Origin of the sequence: Halomonas sp. M1 (assembly GCF_029581375.1) — a bacterium.
Classification (GTDB): Bacteria; Pseudomonadota; Gammaproteobacteria; order Pseudomonadales; family Halomonadaceae; genus Vreelandella.
Map to the genome: position 1 here is coordinate 1 of NZ_CP121119.1, position 19,723 is coordinate 19,723.

14 protein-coding genes and 3 rRNA genes are annotated in these 19,723 nt (G+C 53.0%); 11 read left to right on the forward strand and 6 right to left on the reverse strand.

Annotated features, from left to right (window positions below; genetic code table 11):
* Positions 1 to 429: 429 nt before the first annotated feature.
* The 4 genes from P8S54_RS00005 to rlmM all read left to right on the forward strand — a co-directional run bounded on the left by P8S54_RS00005 (position 430) and on the right by rlmM (position 6,601).
* A 16S ribosomal RNA gene (locus tag P8S54_RS00005) occupies positions 430 to 1,962 on the forward strand.
* Positions 1,963 to 2,258: 296 nt separating this feature from the next.
* A 23S ribosomal RNA gene (locus P8S54_RS00010) occupies positions 2,259 to 5,151 on the forward strand.
* A gap of 115 nt (positions 5,152 to 5,266) precedes the next feature.
* Positions 5,267 to 5,382, forward strand: a 5S ribosomal RNA gene (gene rrf, locus P8S54_RS00015).
* The 16S, 23S and 5S rRNA genes sit together here, the layout of an rRNA operon.
* Before the next feature lie 151 nt (positions 5,383 to 5,533).
* On the forward strand, positions 5,534 to 6,601 hold the full coding sequence (gene rlmM, locus P8S54_RS00020) for a 23S rRNA (cytidine(2498)-2'-O)-methyltransferase RlmM (protein ID WP_281442705.1): 1,068 nt from the start codon (positions 5,534 to 5,536) through the stop codon (positions 6,599 to 6,601).
* Between the two features lie 25 nt (positions 6,602 to 6,626).
* Here the strand turns inward: rlmM and P8S54_RS00025 are convergent, their stop codons facing one another.
* On the reverse strand, positions 6,627 to 6,914 hold the full coding sequence (locus tag P8S54_RS00025; protein WP_009099513.1) for an antibiotic biosynthesis monooxygenase family protein: 288 nt from the start codon (positions 6,912 to 6,914) through the stop codon (positions 6,627 to 6,629).
* 27 nt (positions 6,915 to 6,941) lie between these two features.
* Between P8S54_RS00025 and tusA the strand changes: the two genes are divergently transcribed.
* The gene (gene tusA, locus P8S54_RS00030) at positions 6,942 to 7,193 is read left to right on the forward strand and encodes a sulfurtransferase TusA (RefSeq protein WP_281442706.1); all 252 of its coding nucleotides are present in this window, start codon (positions 6,942 to 6,944) and stop codon (positions 7,191 to 7,193) included.
* Positions 7,194 to 7,255: 62 nt separating this feature from the next.
* On the opposite strand, the gene P8S54_RS00035 is transcribed toward tusA, so the two are convergent.
* The 3 genes from P8S54_RS00035 to P8S54_RS00045 form a co-directional block, all read right to left on the reverse strand.
* Positions 7,256 to 7,960 carry a hypothetical protein gene (locus P8S54_RS00035; protein ID WP_281442707.1) on the reverse strand — a complete coding sequence of 235 codons (705 nt, stop codon included), beginning with the start codon at positions 7,958 to 7,960 and terminating at the stop codon, positions 7,256 to 7,258.
* Positions 7,961 to 8,068: 108 nt separating this feature from the next.
* Positions 8,069 to 9,067, reverse strand: coding sequence for a DUF3080 family protein (locus P8S54_RS00040; protein WP_281442708.1), 999 nt, complete (start codon positions 9,065 to 9,067; stop codon positions 8,069 to 8,071).
* Between the two features lie 5 nt (positions 9,068 to 9,072).
* Positions 9,073 to 10,491 carry an MATE family efflux transporter gene (locus P8S54_RS00045; RefSeq protein WP_281442709.1) on the reverse strand — a complete coding sequence of 473 codons (1,419 nt, stop codon included), beginning with the start codon at positions 10,489 to 10,491 and terminating at the stop codon, positions 9,073 to 9,075.
* Between the two features lie 153 nt (positions 10,492 to 10,644).
* Between P8S54_RS00045 and P8S54_RS00050 the strand changes: the two genes are divergently transcribed.
* Positions 10,645 to 11,229 (forward strand): elongation factor P hydroxylase, encoded by a 585-nt coding sequence (locus P8S54_RS00050; protein WP_281442710.1) that lies wholly within the window; start codon positions 10,645 to 10,647, stop codon positions 11,227 to 11,229.
* Here the strand turns inward: P8S54_RS00050 and P8S54_RS00055 are convergent.
* Entirely contained in the window at positions 11,226 to 11,705 is a 480-nt protein-coding gene (locus P8S54_RS00055) for a hypothetical protein (RefSeq protein ID WP_009099520.1), read from the reverse strand. The two genes, P8S54_RS00050 and P8S54_RS00055, sit on opposite strands and share 4 nt — an antisense overlap.
* A gap of 13 nt (positions 11,706 to 11,718) precedes the next feature.
* Complete coding sequence (locus tag P8S54_RS00060; RefSeq protein WP_281442711.1) at positions 11,719 to 12,570, reverse strand: TatD family hydrolase; 852 nt, start codon at positions 12,568 to 12,570, stop codon at positions 11,719 to 11,721.
* A gap of 221 nt (positions 12,571 to 12,791) precedes the next feature.
* On the opposite strand from P8S54_RS00060, the gene P8S54_RS00065 reads away from it, so the two are divergent.
* The 5 genes from P8S54_RS00065 (at position 12,792) to P8S54_RS00085 (ending at position 19,711) form a co-directional block, all read left to right on the forward strand.
* Positions 12,792 to 14,021 carry an ABC transporter substrate-binding protein gene (locus P8S54_RS00065; protein WP_281442712.1) on the forward strand — a complete coding sequence of 410 codons (1,230 nt, stop codon included), beginning with the start codon at positions 12,792 to 12,794 and terminating at the stop codon, positions 14,019 to 14,021.
* A gap of 39 nt (positions 14,022 to 14,060) precedes the next feature.
* Positions 14,061 to 15,614, forward strand: a complete 1,554-nt coding sequence (locus P8S54_RS00070; protein ID WP_281442713.1) for a fatty acyl-CoA synthetase — start codon at positions 14,061 to 14,063, stop codon at positions 15,612 to 15,614.
* 2 nt (positions 15,615 to 15,616) lie between these two features.
* Positions 15,617 to 16,759 (forward strand): acyl-CoA dehydrogenase family protein, encoded by a 1,143-nt coding sequence (locus P8S54_RS00075; protein ID WP_281442714.1) that lies wholly within the window; start codon positions 15,617 to 15,619, stop codon positions 16,757 to 16,759.
* Positions 16,760 to 16,793: 34 nt separating this feature from the next.
* Positions 16,794 to 17,981, forward strand: a complete 1,188-nt coding sequence (bktB, locus tag P8S54_RS00080; protein ID WP_281442715.1) for a beta-ketothiolase BktB — start codon at positions 16,794 to 16,796, stop codon at positions 17,979 to 17,981.
* A gap of 77 nt (positions 17,982 to 18,058) precedes the next feature.
* Positions 18,059 to 19,711, forward strand: coding sequence for a fatty acid--CoA ligase (locus P8S54_RS00085; protein WP_281442716.1), 1,653 nt, complete (start codon positions 18,059 to 18,061; stop codon positions 19,709 to 19,711).
* Positions 19,712 to 19,723 lie beyond the last annotated feature (12 nt).

Consider the following 19,723-nt stretch of genomic DNA (forward strand, 5'->3'; position numbering starts at 1 on the left):
CCAAGACGGCAGCGAATCCGTAAAGTACGCATCCGCTGCCGGGGACGCCAAGCGTTACCAGCGGTGAATGAAGGTGAAAACCTTCGGTTTGTCAGTAGGTTAGAGCGGTTATGTGGCTCGCCTCGTTCGCTGAATTCAGTCACTGAAAACAGCGGTTGACAATCAACAGGAAATGCGTAGAATACGCATTCCTCGCTGAGGCAAGCCAGTTCAACGGCAAGCCGGTTATTAGCGGAACGCTCTTTAACAATTTGATCAGGTAATTCATGTGGGCGCTTGCCGATGAGGGTGATAAATCACCAAATATCAAGGCAAGCGGTCATGAAAACGTAAGTTTGAATGAATTCGTTTGAACCTTGAGCCAAGTTTGATGCGCTTTTGTTGCTTTCGGCTAGTCCTTAAGTAACGAGTAAGCATCACAATGATTTTAAACTGAAGAGTTTGATCATGGCTCAGATTGAACGCTGGCGGCAGGCCTAACACATGCAAGTCGAGCGGTAACAGATCTAGCTTGCTAGATGCTGACGAGCGGCGGACGGGTGAGTAATGCATAGGAATCTGCCCGATAGTGGGGGATAACCTGGGGAAACCCAGGCTAATACCGCATACGTCCTACGGGAGAAAGGGGGCTCCGGCTCCCGCTATTGGATGAGCCTATGTCGGATTAGCTAGTTGGTGAGGTAATGGCTCACCAAGGCAACGATCCGTAGCTGGTCTGAGAGGATGATCAGCCACATCGGGACTGAGACACGGCCCGAACTCCTACGGGAGGCAGCAGTGGGGAATATTGGACAATGGGGGAAACCCTGATCCAGCCATGCCGCGTGTGTGAAGAAGGCCCTCGGGTTGTAAAGCACTTTCAGCGAGGAAGAACGCCTAAGGGTTAATACCCCCTAGGAAAGACATCACTCGCAGAAGAAGCACCGGCTAACTCCGTGCCAGCAGCCGCGGTAATACGGAGGGTGCAAGCGTTAATCGGAATTACTGGGCGTAAAGCGCGCGTAGGTGGCTTGATAAGCCGGTTGTGAAAGCCCCGGGCTCAACCTGGGAACGGCATCCGGAACTGTCAAGCTAGAGTGCAGGAGAGGAAGGTAGAATTCCCGGTGTAGCGGTGAAATGCGTAGAGATCGGGAGGAATACCAGTGGCGAAGGCGGCCTTCTGGACTGACACTGACACTGAGGTGCGAAAGCGTGGGTAGCAAACAGGATTAGATACCCTGGTAGTCCACGCCGTAAACGATGTCGACCAGCCGTTGGGTGCCTAGCGCACTTTGTGGCGAAGTTAACGCGATAAGTCGACCGCCTGGGGAGTACGGCCGCAAGGTTAAAACTCAAATGAATTGACGGGGGCCCGCACAAGCGGTGGAGCATGTGGTTTAATTCGATGCAACGCGAAGAACCTTACCTACTCTTGACATCCTGCGAACTTGTGAGAGATCACTTGGTGCCTTCGGGAACGCAGAGACAGGTGCTGCATGGCTGTCGTCAGCTCGTGTTGTGAAATGTTGGGTTAAGTCCCGTAACGAGCGCAACCCTTGTCCTTATTTGCCAGCGCGTAATGGTGGGAACTCTAAGGAGACTGCCGGTGACAAACCGGAGGAAGGTGGGGACGACGTCAAGTCATCATGGCCCTTACGAGTAGGGCTACACACGTGCTACAATGGCCGGTACAAAGGGTTGCCAACTCGCGAGAGTGCGCTAATCCCGAAAAGCCGGTCTCAGTCCGGATCGGAGTCTGCAACTCGACTCCGTGAAGTCGGAATCGCTAGTAATCGTGAATCAGAATGTCACGGTGAATACGTTCCCGGGCCTTGTACACACCGCCCGTCACACCATGGGAGTGGACTGCACCAGAAGTGGTTAGCCTAACGCAAGAGGGCGATCACCACGGTGTGGTTCATGACTGGGGTGAAGTCGTAACAAGGTAGCCGTAGGGGAACCTGCGGCTGGATCACCTCCTTAAACGATGCATTATCCTCGCGGTAAGCGCTCACAATGAATTACCTGATCAGAATGCTGTTGATGAGCAGTGATAAACGCTCTTTCACACTAAAAAAAGAAGAAAAGACCTTTCTTTTTCTTTTGATGTTGAAAATACGATTCGTTTATCACTGCTTATAGCAGTCGCTCTTTAACAATGTATATCATGCTGACATAAACGCTTCGTAGAAGTGTTTATACGTAATTGTTTTGTGATACGTCTCAAGCGTATCCGGCAATCGTTATTATTGCGAACCCCAGACTCCTTCGGGTTATAGGGTCAAGCAATTAAGCGCACACGGTGGATGCCTAGGCAGCCAGAGGCGATGAAAGACGTGGTAGCCTGCGATAAGGCTCGGCGAGGTGGCAAACAACCTGTGACCCGGGCATTTCTGAATGGGGAAACCCACTCAGCATAAGCTGAGTATCTTACGCTGAATATATAGGCGTAAGAGGCGAACCAGGGGAACTGAAACATCTAAGTACCCTGAGGAAAAGAAATCAACCGAGATTCCCCTAGTAGCGGCGAGCGAACGGGGACCAGCCCTTAAGCATGTGACTGATTAGACGAACGCGCTGGGAAGCGCGGCCGTAGCGGGTGATAGCCCCGTAGTCGAAAATCTGATCATGTGAAATCGAGTAGGTCGGGGCACGAGAAACCTTGACTGAAGACGGGGGGACCATCCTCCAAGGCTAAATACTCCTGGCTGACCGATAGTGAACCAGTACCGTGAGGGAAAGGCGAAAAGAACCCCGGAGAGGGGAGTGAAATAGATCCTGAAACCGTGTGCGTACAAGCAGTAGGAGCAGACTTGTTCTGTGACTGCGTACCTTTTGTATAATGGGTCAGCGACTTATATTCAGTGGCGAGGTTAACCGTTTAGGGGAGCCGTAGGGAAACCGAGTCTTAACTGGGCGACACAGTCGCTGGATATAGACCCGAAACCGAGCGATCTATCCATGAGCAGGGTGAAGGTTGAGTAACATCAACTGGAGGCCCGAACCAGGATCTGTTGAAAAAGATTTGGATGACTTGTGGATCGGAGTGAAAGGCTAATCAAGCTCGGAGATAGCTGGTTCTCCTCGAAAGCTATTTAGGTAGCGCCTCACGTATTACCGCCGGGGGTAGAGCACTGTTTCGGCTAGGGGGTCATCCCGACTTACCAACCCGAGGCAAACTCCGAATACCGGTGAGTACAGCGTGGGAGACACACGGCGGGTGCTAACGTCCGTCGTGAAAAGGGAAACAACCCAGACCGTCAGCTAAGGTCCCCAAATCCTGGTTAAGTGGGAAACGATGTGGGAAGGCTCAGACAGCTAGGAGGTTGGCTTAGAAGCAGCCATCCTTTAAAGAAAGCGTAATAGCTCACTAGTCGAGTCGGCCTGCGCGGAAGATGTAACGGGGCTAAACCAGGTACCGAAGCTACGGGTTCATTCTTAGGAATGAGCGGTAGAGGAGCGTCGTGTAAGCCGATGAAGGTGAATTGAGAAGTTCGCTGGAGGTATCACGAGTGCGAATGCTGACATGAGTAACGATAAAGGGAGTGAAAAAACTCCCTCGCCGGAAGACCAAGGGTTTCTGTTCGACGCTAATCGGAGCAGAGTGAGTCGGCCCCTAAGGCGAGGCCGAAAGGCGTAGTCGATGGGAAACGGGTCAATATTCCCGTACCGGACATGATTGCGATGGGGGGGACGGAGAAGGCTAGGTGAGCCAGGCGTTGGTTGTCCTGGTGAAAGTGAGTAGGCCGAGGTGCTAGGAAAATCCGGCACCTTAAAGCCGAGACACGAGATGAACTGACCACGGTCAGGAAGTCACTGATGCCACGCTTCCAGGAAAAGCCTCTAAGCTTCAGATCATGTGCGACCGTACCCCAAACCGACACAGGTGGTCAGGGTGAGAATCCCAAGGCGCTTGAGAGAACTCGGGTGAAGGAACTAGGCAAAATGGTGCCGTAACTTCGGGAGAAGGCACGCCGGCGTAGGGTGATGAGACTTGCTCTCTAAGCCCGAACCGGTCGAAGATACCAGGTGGCTGCAACTGTTTAGTAAAAACACAGCACTCTGCTAACTCGTAAGAGGACGTATAGGGTGTGACGCCTGCCCGGTGCCGGAAGGTTAAATGATGGTGTTAGCCCTCGGGCGAAGCTCTTGATTGAAGCCCCGGTAAACGGCGGCCGTAACTATAACGGTCCTAAGGTAGCGAAATTCCTTGTCGGGTAAGTTCCGACCTGCACGAATGGCGTAATGATGGCCACGCTGTCTCCACCCGAGACTCAGTGAAATTGAAATCGCCGTGAAGATGCGGTGTACCCGCGGCTAGACGGAAAGACCCCGTGAACCTTTACTATAGCTTCACACTGGACGCTGATGTTGCCTGTGTAGGATAGCTGGGAGGCTTTGAAACTCGGACGCCAGTTCGGGTGGAGCCAACCTTGAAATACCAGCCTGGCATCATTGGCGTTCTCACTCAGGTCCGTTATCCGGATCGAGGACAGTGTGTGGTGGGTAGTTTGACTGGGGCGGTCTCCTCCCAAAGAGTAACGGAGGAGCACGAAGGTACCCTCAGCACGGTCGGACATCGTGCAGTGAGTGCAAGAGCATAAGGGTGCTTGACTGCGAGACAGACACGTCGAGCAGGTGCGAAAGCAGGTTCTAGTGATCCGGTGGTTCTGTATGGAAGGGCCATCGCTCAACGGATAAAAGGTACTCCGGGGATAACAGGCTGATACCGCCCAAGAGTTCACATCGACGGCGGTGTTTGGCACCTCGATGTCGGCTCATCACATCCTGGGGCTGAAGTCGGTCCCAAGGGTATGGCTGTTCGCCATTTAAAGTGGTACGCGAGCTGGGTTTAGAACGTCGTGAGACAGTTCGGTCCCTATCTGCCGTGGGCGTTGGATGTTTGAGAAGAGCTGCTCCTAGTACGAGAGGACCGGAGTGGACGACCCTCTGGTGTTCCGGTTGTCACGCCAGTGGCATTGCCGGGTAGCTATGGTCGGACAGGATAACCGCTGAAAGCATCTAAGCGGGAAGCCCCCTTCAAGATGAGACATCCCCGAGGACTTGATCCTCCTAAAGGGCCCAGCGAGACTAGCTGGTTGATAGGCACGGTGTGGAAGCGCTGCAAGGCGTTGAGCTAACGTGTACTAATGGCCCGTGAGGCTTGACCCTATAACACCCAAGGGGTCTGGTCGTAGTAGTAACGAGAACCGGATACGCGCATCAAGCCCAGGGCTTGATAGAGACGCACACAAACACGTCAGCATGATATACATCGCCAGTTACGCCTGACGACCATAGCGAGCGTGAACCACCTGATCCCTTGCCGAACTCAGCAGTGAAACCGCTTAGCGCCGATGGTAGTGTGGGGTCTCCCCATGCGAGAGTAGGTCATCGTCAGGCACTTATTAAGAAAAGCCCCGAGCACACTGTGTTCGGGGCTTTTTGCTATGCGCTAAACAAAATAACCCCTGCTAGATAAGTGCTATGATGCGCTTTAATAATCAGTTAGATAACTATTTCAGTTTTATTAGGCAAACGTTGAGGTGAATAGGTGAGTGAAACGGTACCCACGTCGTGGCTGGTTTACTGCCGACCAGGTTTTGAAGGCGATGCGCTGTCAGAAATGCAGCACCACGCTAAACAGCAAGGTGTCTCCTGCGAGCCTGCGCAGGGGGAGGGGTGGGTGAGTTTGACACGTTTAGATGGAGAGCCGATCAATGACGTGCACCGCCAGGCTGCATTTAAGCGGCTTATTTTTGCACGCCAAAGCTTAGCTGCACTTCCGGCACTGGCTCTCTCAAGGGAGGACCGCTTGACGGCTATTCTGGATCAAGTGAAGGCAAGTCGGTGGAGTTTTGAAGAAATTTGGCATGAAACGCCCGATACCAATGATGGAAAAGCATTGGCAGGCTTGATTAAAGCGCTGACTAAACCGCTGCAAAGCATGCTAAAAAAACGTGGTGCTCTGCGCGGTAAAGCCGGGGGGCGTCGGTTGCATATTTTTTGGACCGATGGCGATCGCGTTCAACTGGGCATAAGCTTCCCCGATAATCGGAGTGAACTGATTAACGGCATCCGTCGCTTGCGCTTCCCTTCTCGAGCGCCTAGCCGCTCAACGCTTAAGCTAGAAGAGGCGTGGCATGAGTTTATTCCTCGTGAGCAGTGGGATGACCGGCTCTCGGCACATATGCAGGCAGCAGATTTAGGGGCAGCCCCAGGTGGTTGGACCTGGCAGCTGGTTCAGCGGGGTATGTATGTTTACGCCATCGATAATGGGCCGATGGATAAATCGCTAATGGCGACTGGGCAGATTGATCATCTTAAAGAGGATGGCTTTAGCTGGGAGCCCCCTCAGAGGCTTGATTGGCTGGTATGCGATATTGTTGATAAACCAGTACGCGTGCTGGCAATGGTGGAGCGGTGGCTAACGCGTAAGTGGTGTCGCGAGGCGATTTTTAATCTTAAGTTACCCATGAAAAAGCGCTGGGATGAGGTGACTCGCTGCTTAACATCGTTGGAAGAGACGTTGGCGGAAGCGGGGGTGCGGGCTAACATTTCCTGTCGTCACCTCTACCATGATCGGGAAGAGGTGACGGTTCACGTAAGGTTAATTAATTAATGACCGGTCAAGCGAGCCGAGGGCTTTAGTAGCCCGGCTCGTATACCCGAATGGTTTCATCTTCGGTTAATAGCGGTAAAATACGCTGCATGGCGTCTGCGCGGGCTTCGCTTGCATGCCACTCTTTCCAAGCGCGTAGATCACGCCATTTGGTAATCATTAGGCGCCGATCAGTATGGCCAAGCTCTACCAGCGTTTCTCCACCGACAAACCCTCTTACCCCAAGGGAAACGCGCATGGCTTCGCGTGCAGCTTGCTCAAATTCTTCTTCCAGGCCGGGCATAATACGCCTTTCAATGATTACTTTTATCATACTGTGGATTCCTAACCGAGAATATAAATGACTGTTAATACCGACGACACGCAAGCGTTTGACGCATCGCTGGATACCACCGGGCTTTACTGCCCTGAGCCTATTATGCTGATGCATAACCAAGTGCGCGACATGGCGTCAGGACAAGTGCTTAAAGTGATAGCAACCGATCCCGCTACAACTCGAGATGTCCCTAAATTTTGTCAGTTTCTAGGGCACGAGCTGTTATCGCAGCGCGAGGAAACTGGCCACTATTTCTACTTTATCCGTTTAGCTTAAGTCTGTGGAGTTTAGCGAGGCCAGTGCCGACTAATGGTGGATAGCCTCGCCAAGCCGTTGATTTAATCGGCTTCCCCGTGAGGAACAACCATCATGGCTAATGCATCTAGTGTGGCGGGATCCTCTTCCATAATTTGGTTGGCGATATGCCGCTGGAAGAAGTACACCTTTTGATGGCGCAAATGCGCTTCATACAGGCACCTATCGCCAAGTAAGATTGGCGTCATGGTGGCCTTCTGCTCATCGGCCAGTAAAGCTTCTACGTTGCCATCGCTGTAGAGGCGCCATCCGTAAACGGCTTTCATGTGCCAAGGGGCATTAGAGTGGTTCATGCATAAAGCATGGGTGCCTAAGGTGTCAGGGAGTTGCTGAATAAGTGAAACCTCTTCTGAAGCTTCGTATTCAAAATAGCTTGCCGCCGCCGTTAGCTCGTCATATTTATGGTCGGGAGGGAGTTCGAATATCTCTTCGGTTTCGGGATCACGATAACCGATAAATAGGCCACTTTCATGGCTGTCTAAATCGTGGCAAGCCGCCAGTGATTCCATCCAGGGCACTAGTCCAACCACGCTACCGTCTTTGCGGAGGCCCCATGCCAATATAGGCAGGCCATAGTAGGTGTCGGGACTCGCAGCGAGCTGGTAAACCATCTCTAACCCATCTAGCTCTGGTGCTAGACGAATCAAACATTTTTGCGCCTGGTGATGCTGACGCACGGTATCCAGGTCGATGACCTGGGCAGAGCGGGGTGACTGGGATGCGCCCATGGTGTCCCTCCTTGTGCTGCGTGGTCTCGACATTGGTGAGTTTTTTGCTCACCACGTAGTTCACCAATAGCACAGGTTTACCATAAGGTTAAGAGGGGAGCGTATTTTTTACGTGATACTGCATACTGGAAAGCGGCTTCTGAGCTGATTATGGGTGGTTTTCGTGGTTTGAAATTGCTGCCAGGGAGCGCTGGGGTTGCTCAATGAAAGCCACGTATTTTGATACTCCACAACGGCCTCAGGTGGGGAGACGTCATGCGTATCGATCAGTTGATTGACCGCTATAAGCCACTGCTCAGCCTGTTGCTCAAGGGTGGTAAGCCAAGTAGCCTCCCAGGAGCTTAAACAGGTATCAGTAGATAGCGCTTGTTCTGAAAGCACGATATTAGCCTCACTCAAACGCTGCTCGGCGAGAAGCAGTGTACGTAATAGCTCTCCCGTTAAGGGGCGTTCTTGAAGTGTTTTAAGGTGGTGTTCGAGGGTGGAGGAGTCCTGTTGCCACTCAAGACTAAACTGATTCACTACCATTTGGTGCAAGTACTCAATGGAAGCTAGGTGTTGAGAAAGGTCTGCTACACCTCCTGAACTTAAGGGTTGGCTGGCTCTTGAAAAGCTCTTTTCCCATTCGGAGGATTCGAAGATGGCATTCCAGCTCACCGCAGGTAGCTGAGCGGTTTTCTGTAAAGTGAGCGTTTCCAGGCGTGCTCGGTTTTCATCGCTTAATTCACTAACTGCCTCACTTTTCCAGCAACCGCTAAGGCGCTGCCAGAGGGTACGTTCGTAAAGCCACTGCTGGCTTGGGGGCGCAACTCGTCCTAACTGATTATTGCGTGCGGCAACGAGCGAGGTGATTTGACACTCCCTCAGGGCATAGATATTAAGCATGCTTTCACGCATTTCAGGCACATCAATTTGCCTGTTTTGGCGATCAGGAAAGGCACCAATGTTACGTGGAGAGGAGCGCTCAATAGATGAAATGTTGAGATCAGTGGCCAACTTCTCATGGTAAGCAACCCAGGGTTGCTCGGCATCATTGTTGCCGCACCCTGCTAGCAGGGTGGTTACCGATAGTGCGGCTAGAAAGTTTTTGGCACCAAAGGGTGTCATAGGGGTTACTCCTTTTGGCTGATCCACTTTAATCGCCACCCAAGTAAAACAGCGGCAGTGCTGAGCCCCGCGATTAAGCCTATCCAGTAACCATGTACACCCAGTGGTTCAGACACTCCCCCCATACCGTGAGTTCCTAGCCAGTGGCCGCCTCCTAGGCCGACAATCCAGTAGGAAAGTACCGTAATAATCATCACGATCCGAGTATCTTTATAGCCCCTAAGCGCGCCCGCTAAGTTAACCTGTAGTGAATCTGAAAGTTGGAAAATGACCGCTAGTGCGATAATGGTAAGGGCCAGTGCCTTAACGTCGGGATTTGAGGTGTAGAGTGAAATTACCGGTTCCGCCGTAATCCATATCAGGGAGCTGTTGATAATCGCTACGATTACGCTGATTACGATGCCATTCCAGGCGACTTTACGGGCTAGTGCTAAGCGCTGCCGACCAAGTGTATTACCTACGCGAACTGTGAGAGCCATGCTGAGTGACATCGGGAGCATAAAGAGAATGGTGGTATAGCTCAGGGCGATTTGGTGGGCTCCCACGGTGACTTCGCCAAAACTGGCAATGAAGAGCGCGATAAGAGTGAAAAGCGTTACTTCGACAAAAATAGCGACCCCAATGGGCACGCCCACAACGACCAGCTCACGAATACCTGACAGGTTAGGCGGCGTTAACTGCTTCCATAATGAGACACTGCGGTAGGTGCGGCCACGGCGCGTGTAATAGGCCATCGCGAGCGCCATTGTCCACATCGAAAGGGCTGTGGCGATGCCACAGCCAAAAGCGCCGAGGGCTGGTAATTGCTGAACGGTGCTAGGAAGCCAATCACCTAAGAGATTTGTTAGGCCATCGCCGCCATAGATCAATACGTAGTTACTGGGAATATTAACCGTAAGCCCTACCAAGCTGATCCATAGGGCTGGCCGGGTATGGTTCATGCCGTCTGAGAAGGCCCTAAGTGCTTGGAAGAGCGCAATGCCAGGCATGCCAAAGGCCACCGCAGAAAGATACGCAGCGGATTCTTTAGCCACTGCGCTAGGTACATCCATCGCTTCGAAAATGGGCATTACCGAAAACCAGAGTAACAGAGCGGCAATGATGCCTAATACGAGCGCCACCCAAAGCGCTTGATGCACGGCAGGGCGAATGTCGTCATTGCGCTGGCCACCTAAAAGATGCGCCACAATCGGTGTTAGCCCCATCAGCGTGCCGGTCATAAATAGCATGAGTGGCATCCATAGGCTTGAACCTACTGATACTGCCGCCAGGGAAGTGGCGTTGTAACGCCCAGTCATCATCACATCGACCACGCTCATGCCCGCTTGGGCTAGCTGGGCGCCGCAAATGGGTAGCGCTAGCGCTACCAGAATGCGGGTTTCTGGCCAATAGGTTGATTTGATCTGTTTAGCAAAGCCGCCCAAGGTCAGGCTCCTAGTAAGTTAAGTGGCCCAGGAAAAGCCGATAGATTAGCAGGAGTTGCTAATCTTTTCCGTCTTCACTTGGGCCAGCACACTACTTTAGTGTGCGGGTTACGCTGGGATATACTGCTCAAAATCGATAGCTAAAGTGACACCATGACAACTCATAACGAAGGGCGTTGGACGCTGAACGATATAGTGGCGCTATTTGATGGCGTTTTTGCAGAGAGCTATATGACACGGCTTGTAAAAGGCGGTGACGAGCCGCTTTACCTGCCAGCAACGCCTGATACGCCATTCCACCAGGTTATTTTTGCCCGCGGCTATTTTGCCAGTGCTCTGCATGAAATAAGCCATTGGTGTATTGCAGGCAATCGGCGGCGGCAATTGGAAGATTACGGCTACTGGTATTTGCCTGATGGGCGAAATGCCGAGCAGCAGCAGGCATTCGAGCAAGCCGAAATTGCGCCCCAAGCGCTTGAGCGGCTGTTTACCCATGCCTGCGGCCGCACCTTTCATGTCAGCGTCGATAATCTCGGGGGGGAGGTAGCCGTGGACCGTGAGCAGTTTTCCCATAAGGTAGCTGCTCGGGCTCGGCGCTATCAGGACGAGGGGCTTCCCACTCGCGCCAACGCTTTTTATGTTGCGTTGACGCGCTACTATCAATGTTCAGACACGCTCAGCATGGCTGTTGCGCAGGGGCGAAAAGCATTAAGTACTAACGCGGCCTGCCCGGTTTAATCTTGCTCAGTAAGCCGCTGATGTAAGGAAAGCATGACGGCTATTTCATCTTCTGGTCGCATGGGCTCAAGGCCTAGATCATTAAATGTTTCATTGCGTAGCCGATGCCACTCATTAGCACTGATCGAGTCATAAAGCACTTTAGCGGGCGCAAGCTCGACAAAGGGGTCAAGGCCGTATGTATCAAATAGCCGGGCTATGGCTGCTTCATCGTCACCGTTGTCGCTGGTATACAACGTCTGCGAGAAGTAGTCGGTTTCTAGTTCACGAATCACATCCAATGGGCTGACACCCAAGCTCTCAAGCTCTTCAATACTATATGCGCCCATTACATTGGTATCTTCTGTGATCCAGCTGTCATCAGGTTGAATCAGCGTTTGCTTGATACGACCATCGGGCAGTGACCAGGCAATAACCAGTGGCAAGCCATCTTCGTCGCCCGTCTCAATGGCAATAAATCCTGGATAATCAGCCACGCTATCACTCCTATTAAGATGCTGCGTCAATGCGGAAAAAACGCTGAGCCGTGCGGGTGGTTGCCTCGCCTAGCGCTGCTTCGCTTACGTTATGCCAAAGGGCAATTTCTTTTACAATCCAGGGTAGCAGGGCTGGCTCGTGTCGGCGCCCTTTCAATTTGGCAGGAAGGTTGCGGGGCAGCAGATAAGGGCAGTCGGTTTCCACCATCAAACGCTCAAGGGGAATATCGTTAACCAGCGAGCGCAGAGAATGGCCTCTACGCTCGTCGCAAATCCAGCCAGTTAAGCCAATGTGCAGGTCAAGGTCAAGGTAGCCATGTAGCGTTGCGCGGTCAGCGGTAAAGCAGTGAATAACCGCCTCGCTGATGTCATCTCGCCAGCTGCGCAGCATCTCTTTCATGCGTTGGCCAGCATCGCGCTCATGCAAGAAAAGTGGCAAACCGCTTTCAACGGCTAAACCTAACTGAGCTTCAAAAGCTCGCTCTTGCGCCTGAGGTGTCGAAAAGTTGCGGTTAAAGTCTAGCCCGCACTCACCAACAGCGACAACCTCAGGCTGCCCGTGAAGCGCTTTTAGTTGGTTCGCTACATCGCTGTTCCAGCCTTTGGCGTCATGAGGGTGAACCCCTGCGGTTGCGTATACGCCTTTAAACTGTTGCGCCATAGCAACTGCTTGTTCGGCATGTTCGATATCCGTGCCGGTAACAATCAGCGCAGTCACATTGGCTGCTTTCGCTCTGGCAATGACATCACCAAGGTCACGCTGAAAGCTCTCGTGGGTCAGGTTTGCGCCAATATCCACCAGCGGCGTATCGGGACGAAATTGCAGCGCGTCGGGTAAAAATTCATCCGTATAGGGTGTGCCCACACCTAGCTCCTACTCAACGGCAAAACCCTATTGTAACGCTGGTAAGCGGTATCGACTAATGGATCATGACAGTAGATTGCGGCTACGAATGGCACGAATTGCAAAAAAACTGGCTTGATAGGTAAACAGATAAGCGATTTTTACTCTTACTATGAATAAGAGCCATGGCCTAAAGCGCCATTAAGGCCTACCCAATAACAACAATAGACAGGTTAATTAATATGCAACTATCGCAAAGCTTCACTGTGTCTGCACTATCTGCTGCCTTGCTTGCTGCTAGCGTTGCCCCAAGCGCTTTTGCCAGTAACGGTATTTCGGATAATGAAATCCGAATTGGCTACCTAGCTGATATGTCAGGTGTTTATCGAGATCCCATTGGCCCTCTAGGGCAAGATGCCATTGAGATGGCGATTGAAGATGTAGGTGGCAGCGTGCACGGCGCCAACATTGTGGTTTTCAGTGCCGATGATCGTAATAGCCCCGATGTGGGGTCAAGCGTTGTGCGCGAATGGATTGATGAGCGCAATGTCGATATGGTCACAGGCTTAGTGGCATCATCGGTCACATTGGCGGCTGTTAGGCTTTTAGAAGACGCGGACAAACTGGGCCTTGTTAATGGCGCGGTATCTTCTGGGGTGACTAACGAGCACTGCTCTCCTAACCATATCCACTGGGTCTATGATACCTGGGCTATGTCCAACGGTACGGCAAAAGCCATTACCGACGAGGGTTACAAGAACTGGTATCTGTTAAGTGCCGACTACTCGTTTGGCCACGCCCTTGAGGCAGATGTGGAGCGTGTGGTTACCGAAAATGGTGGCACGGTAGTGGGCCGCGCGCGACACCCTTTCCCAAACAATGATTTCTCCTCTTTTATGCTCCAGGCCCAAGCGTCTGGCGCTGACGTTATTGCCCTCAATAATGCTGGCGGCGATACCATTAATGCCGTTCAAACAGCTGGGGAGTTTGGTATTACTCAAGCTGGCCAAATTTTAGCGGGCATGGTGCTGTTCAGCACTGATATACGCAGTATCGGCCTTGAAAATGCCCAGGGGCTGCAGTTCACAAAAGCCTGGTACTACGATTTAAACGAAGAAACGCGTGCCTGGGCAGAGCGCTTCCGCGAGCGTACTGGCAGTATGCCAACGATGGTTCACGCGGGCCTCTACTCTAGTACCCTCCACTATTTAGAAGCGATTGAAGCCACGGGAACAGACGATACCCAAACGGTTCGCCAACAGATGGCGGATACCCCAATTAACGATATTTTCGCCACCAACGGCTATATCCGCGAAGACGGCCGCATGGTGCACGACATGTATCTGGTTGAGGTGAAATCGCCGGATGAGTCTGCAGACGAAGACGACCTTTTCCGAGTGGTACGCACTATTCCCGCCGAAGAAGCGTTTCGGCCGCTATCTGAAAGCGTTTGCCCGCTCGTTAATAGCTAATGCCCTGCCAATCAAGCACAACACTAACAAGGACTTGGCATGTCGAACACGCATTTAATCCACCGTAATACCATCGGCGCTGCGTTAAATCGCAGCGCTCGCAAGTACGCACAGCGGCCAGCGCTTACCTTTGGTGAGCGGGCATGGAATTATCAAGCGCTAAACAGTGCCGCTAACCATGTTGCTAATGGGCTGTTGGAGGCGGGGCTTTCGCCAGGGGATCGGTTGGCGGTATACGGCAAGAACTCAGATGCTTACGTGATTGCTTGGCTGGCAGCCACAAAGGCCGGGCTTGTGCATGTCCCCATTAACTTTGCGCTTAGCAGCGAAGAACTGCGTTATATCCTGGAGCAGTCGGGGGCGAAAGGGCTGCTCAGCGATACTGTGCTAGCCGATAAAGTCGCTGAAGCGACACAAGGTTTGGGTTTAACTCTAGAGGGTACCCTGTACGCCGCTGACGAAGGCGACCCAACAGACTTTGACGTGCTGACCTGTGCACGAACTTCTCAAGCATCCCATGAGCCCGATATAGCGCTAGAAGGAAGTAGCTTAGCCCAGCTGCTTTACACCTCGGGAACCACCGCGGCACCCAAAGCCGCGATGATGAGTCATCAGGCATTAATGGCTGAATACATGGCCTGCATGGTTGAGCTGGATATAAACAGTAACGACGCGATGTTGGCTGCCTTGCCGCTTTACCATTCGGCGCAGATGCATGTTTTTTTAATGCCCGCCTTGCTGCTGGGTGCCCCCGTTTATCTACTTGAAGCACCGCTTCCAGAGAGCTGTCTCGCTGCGATTTCAGAGCATAACATCGCCTCGTTTTTTGCACCGCCAACCGTCTGGATCAGCCTGCTGCGTCACGCGACATTTGACCAGTTTGATTTAACCAGCCTTAAAAAAGCGTATTACGGGGCCTCAATTATGCCAGTGCCTGTGTTGGAAGAGATGCAGCAGCGCTTTCATGGAGTAGGGCTTTATAACTGTTATGGGCAGAGTGAGATTGCCCCTTTAGCAACGGTGTTGCGCCCAGAAGAGCATGCCGAGCGCCCAGCCTCAGCAGGGCGGCCCATACTCACCGTAGAAACCCGCATCGTCGATTTAGATATGAACGACGTGCCTCCTGGCGAACATGGGGAGATTGTTCACCGCTCGCCCCAGTTAATGACGGGGTACTGGGATAAGCCTGATATGACCGCCGAGGCTTTTCAGGGCGGTTGGTTCCACTCTGGTGACGTGGGCTATTTCGACGAAGCAGGCTACCTGTATGTGGTTGATCGCATTAAAGACGTTATCAATACCGGCGGCGTACTGGTAGCGAGTCGCGAAGTGGAAGAAGCCCTTTTCAAGCATACGGCTATTTCTGAGGTGGCGGTGGTTGGCCTGCCCGATGAAAAATGGATAGAGGCCATTACTGCGGTCGTTGTGGTGAAAGAGGGTCAAAGGGTTAGCGAAGATGAGCTTATTCACCATGCGAAAAGCTTAATCGCCCCCTATAAAGTGCCTAAACGCGTGGTGTTTGCCGACACACTGCCTAAAAGCACGGCAGGTAAAATCCTCAAACGTCACCTTCGTCAAGACCTTAAGGAGTAAGCATGGACGCCCAAACCAACGAGCTGTTTCATGCCATGATTTCGCGCTGTTTAGCGCAAGAAGTCGCCCCTTTTTACCCGCAGTGGGAGGAAGCTGGAGAGATACCCCGTTCACTGTGGAGAGCGCTAGGGGCTGCAGGGTTATTAGGGATTGATCTTGATGACACCTGGGGCGGCGCTGGCGCTGATATTGCCATTACCCAGCTGGCACTTGAGGAAATATCCCGGCAAGGCTTCGGCGGGTTAGCCAGCGCTTATAACATCCATGCCAATATTGTAATGCCCTATCTTCAAAACCTAGGCACCAACGAGCAGCGTGAAACATGGCTGCCCGCGATGGCCCTGGGAGAGTGCCTGGGCGCCATCGCCATGAGCGAGCCACACGCCGGAAGCGACTTAGCGGCGATGAAAACTCGCGCAAGTAAAACCACTGAGGGCTGGGAGCTTAACGGCAGTAAATTGTTTATTACTAACGGTCAAGTGGCCGATCTAGTGATCGTATGTGCGAAAACCGACCCCAGTGCAGGGGCGAAAGGGGTATCGCTATTTTTGGTAGACACGACGTTACCTGGTTTTTCGCGGGGTAAGCCGATCAAGAAAATTGGCCAGCATGCCAGCGACACGGCAGAACTGGCGTTTGACCAATTGTTGTTGCCACACAGCGCCTTATTGGGCGAAGAAGGCGCGGGTTTTCGTTACTTGATGCAAGAACTGCCCCGGGAGCGGTTAGGGGTGGGCGCCCAAGCGTTGGGTGCCGTTGAAGGGGCGCTCGCGTTGACGCTTGATTACGTAACCCAGCGCCACGCTTTCGGCCAGCGGGTGGCTGATTTCCAAAATACCCGCTTTACGCTGGCTGAAATAAAAGCGCAGCTAGACATGGCGCGGGCGTATTTTGACCAATGTGTCGATAAGTACCGCCATGGCACGATGACCAGCACGGATGCAGCTATCCTAAAACTACAGCTTAGCGAGCTCCAGTGCCGTGCTGTTGATCGTTGTCTTCAGCTGTTTGGTGGTTATGGCTATACCCATGAATACCCCATTTCACGCTTTTACTTGGACGCCCGCGTACAAACTATTTATGCAGGCAGTTCGGAAATTATGAAAGAAGTTGTCGCGCGTTCGCTGCTGGGAAAAGTCGCATAACCCCTCAGCCGGGCGCCATGATTAAGGAGTTCACATGCAGCTGGATAGCGTTGTCATTTTGGGCGGTGCACGCACTGCCATTGGAGGATTTGGGGGGACACTCTCATCGCTGGCGCCTTTTGAGCTAGGGACGATTACTGCTCAGGAAGCGCTGCGTCGGGCGGGAGTGGCGGGCGAGGATATTGACCACTCGGTGTATGGGCACATTATTACCACCGGCCCTCAGGATGCGTATCTTGCGCGTCACATTGCATTGAATGCTGGTGCTCCCAAAGAAGCGGGCGCCTTTAACGTGAACCGGCTGTGTGGTTCCGGTGTGCAAGCCGTGGTGTCGGCTGCCCAGCAAATTGCACTGGGCGATAGTCGTCTGGCGCTAGCGGGTGGGGCTGAGTCCATGTCGCGAGGTGCCTATGTGCTGCCACCCCAGGCGCGTAATGGAATACGCATGGGGGATGCCAATATTCAGGATCTTACCCTAGGTATTCTCAGCGACCCGTTTGGCAGCGGGCACATGGGGATGACAGCAGAAAATATCGCTAAGCAGTATGGCTTAACCCGCGAGCAGCTGGATCAGTTTGCCGTCGATAGCCACCACAAGGCGGCCCGAGCGATTGCCGAAGGGCGCTTTGATGAGCAAATCGTGGCGGTTGAGGTTGCCCAAGGCAAACAGACGATCTCCTTTAAACGCGACGAGCATGTACGTGAAGGCGTCGAACTTAGCGATTTAGCCCGTCTAAAGCCGGCGTTCAAGAAAGATGGGATCGTGACGGCGGGTAACGCCTCCGGTATTAATGATGGTGCGGCGTCGTTAGTGCTGGCCCACGCAGAGGAAGCCAAGGCGCGTGGCTTAACCCCGCGTGCACGGCTGCGGGTGGCTACAACGGCCGGTGTAGAGCCTTCGCTGATGGGGCTGGGGCCAATACCCGCCGTTAAGCGCTGCCTTCAGCAAGCGGGGCTGCACATCAACGATATCGATGTCATCGAGTCTAATGAAGCCTTTGCGGCTCAAGCAATGGCCGTTGCCGACACGCTCGGTTTCCCACTAGAAAAATTGAATCCTAACGGCGGTGCGGTGGCGCTGGGTCATCCGGTAGGTGCTACCGGCGCTATCTTAATCTTAAAAGCCTTGCATGAATTAGAGCGTACCGGGGGCCGTTTTGGTCTAGTGACGCTGTGTATCGGCGGTGGGCAGGGCATTGCACTGCTGATTGAGCGCTGGTGATTCTGGGCTCAGGCGTAAAGGTTACTTCTTGAACGCATAGGTTAATTTTGCCAACACAATCAAAAAGGTGAGTATTTATGTCGACGATAACGCCCAAGATTATTCCTCCAACGCCTTCCGCCACTAATTCGCCACTGTTAATCGGCGACTTGCTTGAGTCAGGCGTGCGTATGGCGGGTAACAACCAAATTGTTTATCGCGACCAGTGCCGCCACGATTACCGACGTTTTCGTGAACGGGTGCATCAGCTTGCCCATACGCTAACGGCAAAGGGCGTAAAAGCAGGTGATGTGGTGGCCGTTCTGGATTGGGACAGCCACCGCTACCTTGAATGCTTCTTCGCCATTCCCATGATTGGCGCTGTGCTACACACGGTGAACGTGCGCTTAGCGCCCGAGCAGATTCTGTACACCATGGAGCACGCCGAAGATGTGTTCGTACTGGTGCACGAAGACTTTGTGCCACTGCTTGAGCCTCTAGCGGATAAGTTACCCAATATTCACGGTTACATGCTGTGCCAGGAGGAGGCGAGAGACGTCAACACGTCGTTACCTCTGGTGGGGGAGTTTGAGGCGTTATTAAGTGAGCAACCCAGTCATTACGATTTCCCTATCTTTGATGAAAATGCCGTGGCCACGCTGTTTTACACCACAGGCACTACCGGTAATCCCAAAGGGGTGTTTTTTACGCATCGACAGTTAGTGCTGCATACCTTGGGTGAAGCCAGTACCTTCCAGGCGCCGGGCTTTGAGCTGCTCAATCGTGACAAGGTCTACATGCCCATCACGCCGATGTTCCATGTGCATGCATGGGGCGTGCCCTATACCGCCACACTGATGGGGGCCACCCAGGTGTACCCGGGCAAATACGAGCCCGAGATGCTGGTCAAGCTGCTGGTCAGTGAAAAGGTCGATTTTTCTCACTGCGTTCCCACGCTGCTGAATATGGTGGTCAGTGCGGATGCGATTGCGTCGAAAAAAGTAGACCTAAGTGGCTGGAAAGTGCTGGTAGGCGGCAGTGCTCTCACTCAAGCGCTGGCCAGCCGTGCTTGGTCGCTGGGTATTGATACGCGCAGCGCCTATGGCATGTCGGAAACCTGCCCGCTGCTCACGGCGGATATTCTGCCCCGTGAGGTGGGTGAGGCGAACTTCGATACCCAGCTTCCTTGGCGCTGCAAGGCTGGCCTACCAGTGCCCTTGGTGAAGTTGCAAGTGGTCGATACCGACGGCAAACCGCTACCCCATGATGGCCAAAGTGTCGGCGAAGTACGTGCCCAAGCACCCTGGCTCACTCAGGCCTACTATAAAGAAGAAAAGCGCAGCGAAGAGTTATGGCGTGATGGTTGGCTACATACGGGCGATGTGGGCTCCATTGACGAGCACGGCTTCTTAGCCATTAGTGACCGCATTAAAGATGTTATTAAGACCGGCGGGGAGTGGCTCTCATCGCTTGAGCTGGAAAGCTATATCAGCCAGTGCCCAGGCGTTGCTGAGGTGGCTGTGATTGGCGTTGCCGATGATAAATGGGGTGAGCGCCCGGCTGCGTTAGTGGTGCCCAGCGATCTGAAGAACCCGCCCACGGCAGAGGAGGTGCAAGCCTTTATGGAGCAGTTCGTCGAGCAGGGCGCTATCAACCGCTGGGGCATTCCATCGCTTATTCGTATGGTCGATGAAATCCCTAAAACCAGCGTCGGCAAACTGGATAAAAAGCGCATTCGAACAGAAATATAAGGGAAAAATATA

Excerpts from the sequence above, each read along its gene's own strand:
- bktB (WP_281442715.1), top strand. The coding sequence starts at position 16,794 with ATGCAGCTGGATAGCGTTGTCATTTTGGGCGGTGCACGCACTGCCATT.
- P8S54_RS00025 (WP_009099513.1), bottom strand. The coding sequence starts at position 6,914 with ATGATAAAAGTAATCATTGAAAGGCGTATTATGCCCGGCCTGGAAGAA.
- tusA (WP_281442706.1), top strand. The coding sequence starts at position 6,942 with ATGACTGTTAATACCGACGACACGCAAGCGTTTGACGCATCGCTGGAT.
- P8S54_RS00070 (WP_281442713.1), top strand. The coding sequence starts at position 14,061 with ATGTCGAACACGCATTTAATCCACCGTAATACCATCGGCGCTGCGTTA.
- P8S54_RS00075 (WP_281442714.1), top strand. The coding sequence starts at position 15,617 with ATGGACGCCCAAACCAACGAGCTGTTTCATGCCATGATTTCGCGCTGT.
- P8S54_RS00085 (WP_281442716.1), top strand. The coding sequence starts at position 18,059 with ATGTCGACGATAACGCCCAAGATTATTCCTCCAACGCCTTCCGCCACT.
- P8S54_RS00050 (WP_281442710.1), top strand. The coding sequence starts at position 10,645 with ATGACAACTCATAACGAAGGGCGTTGGACGCTGAACGATATAGTGGCG.
- P8S54_RS00040 (WP_281442708.1), bottom strand. The coding sequence starts at position 9,067 with ATGACACCCTTTGGTGCCAAAAACTTTCTAGCCGCACTATCGGTAACC.
- P8S54_RS00065 (WP_281442712.1), top strand. The coding sequence starts at position 12,792 with ATGCAACTATCGCAAAGCTTCACTGTGTCTGCACTATCTGCTGCCTTG.
- P8S54_RS00035 (WP_281442707.1), bottom strand. The coding sequence starts at position 7,960 with ATGGGCGCATCCCAGTCACCCCGCTCTGCCCAGGTCATCGACCTGGAT.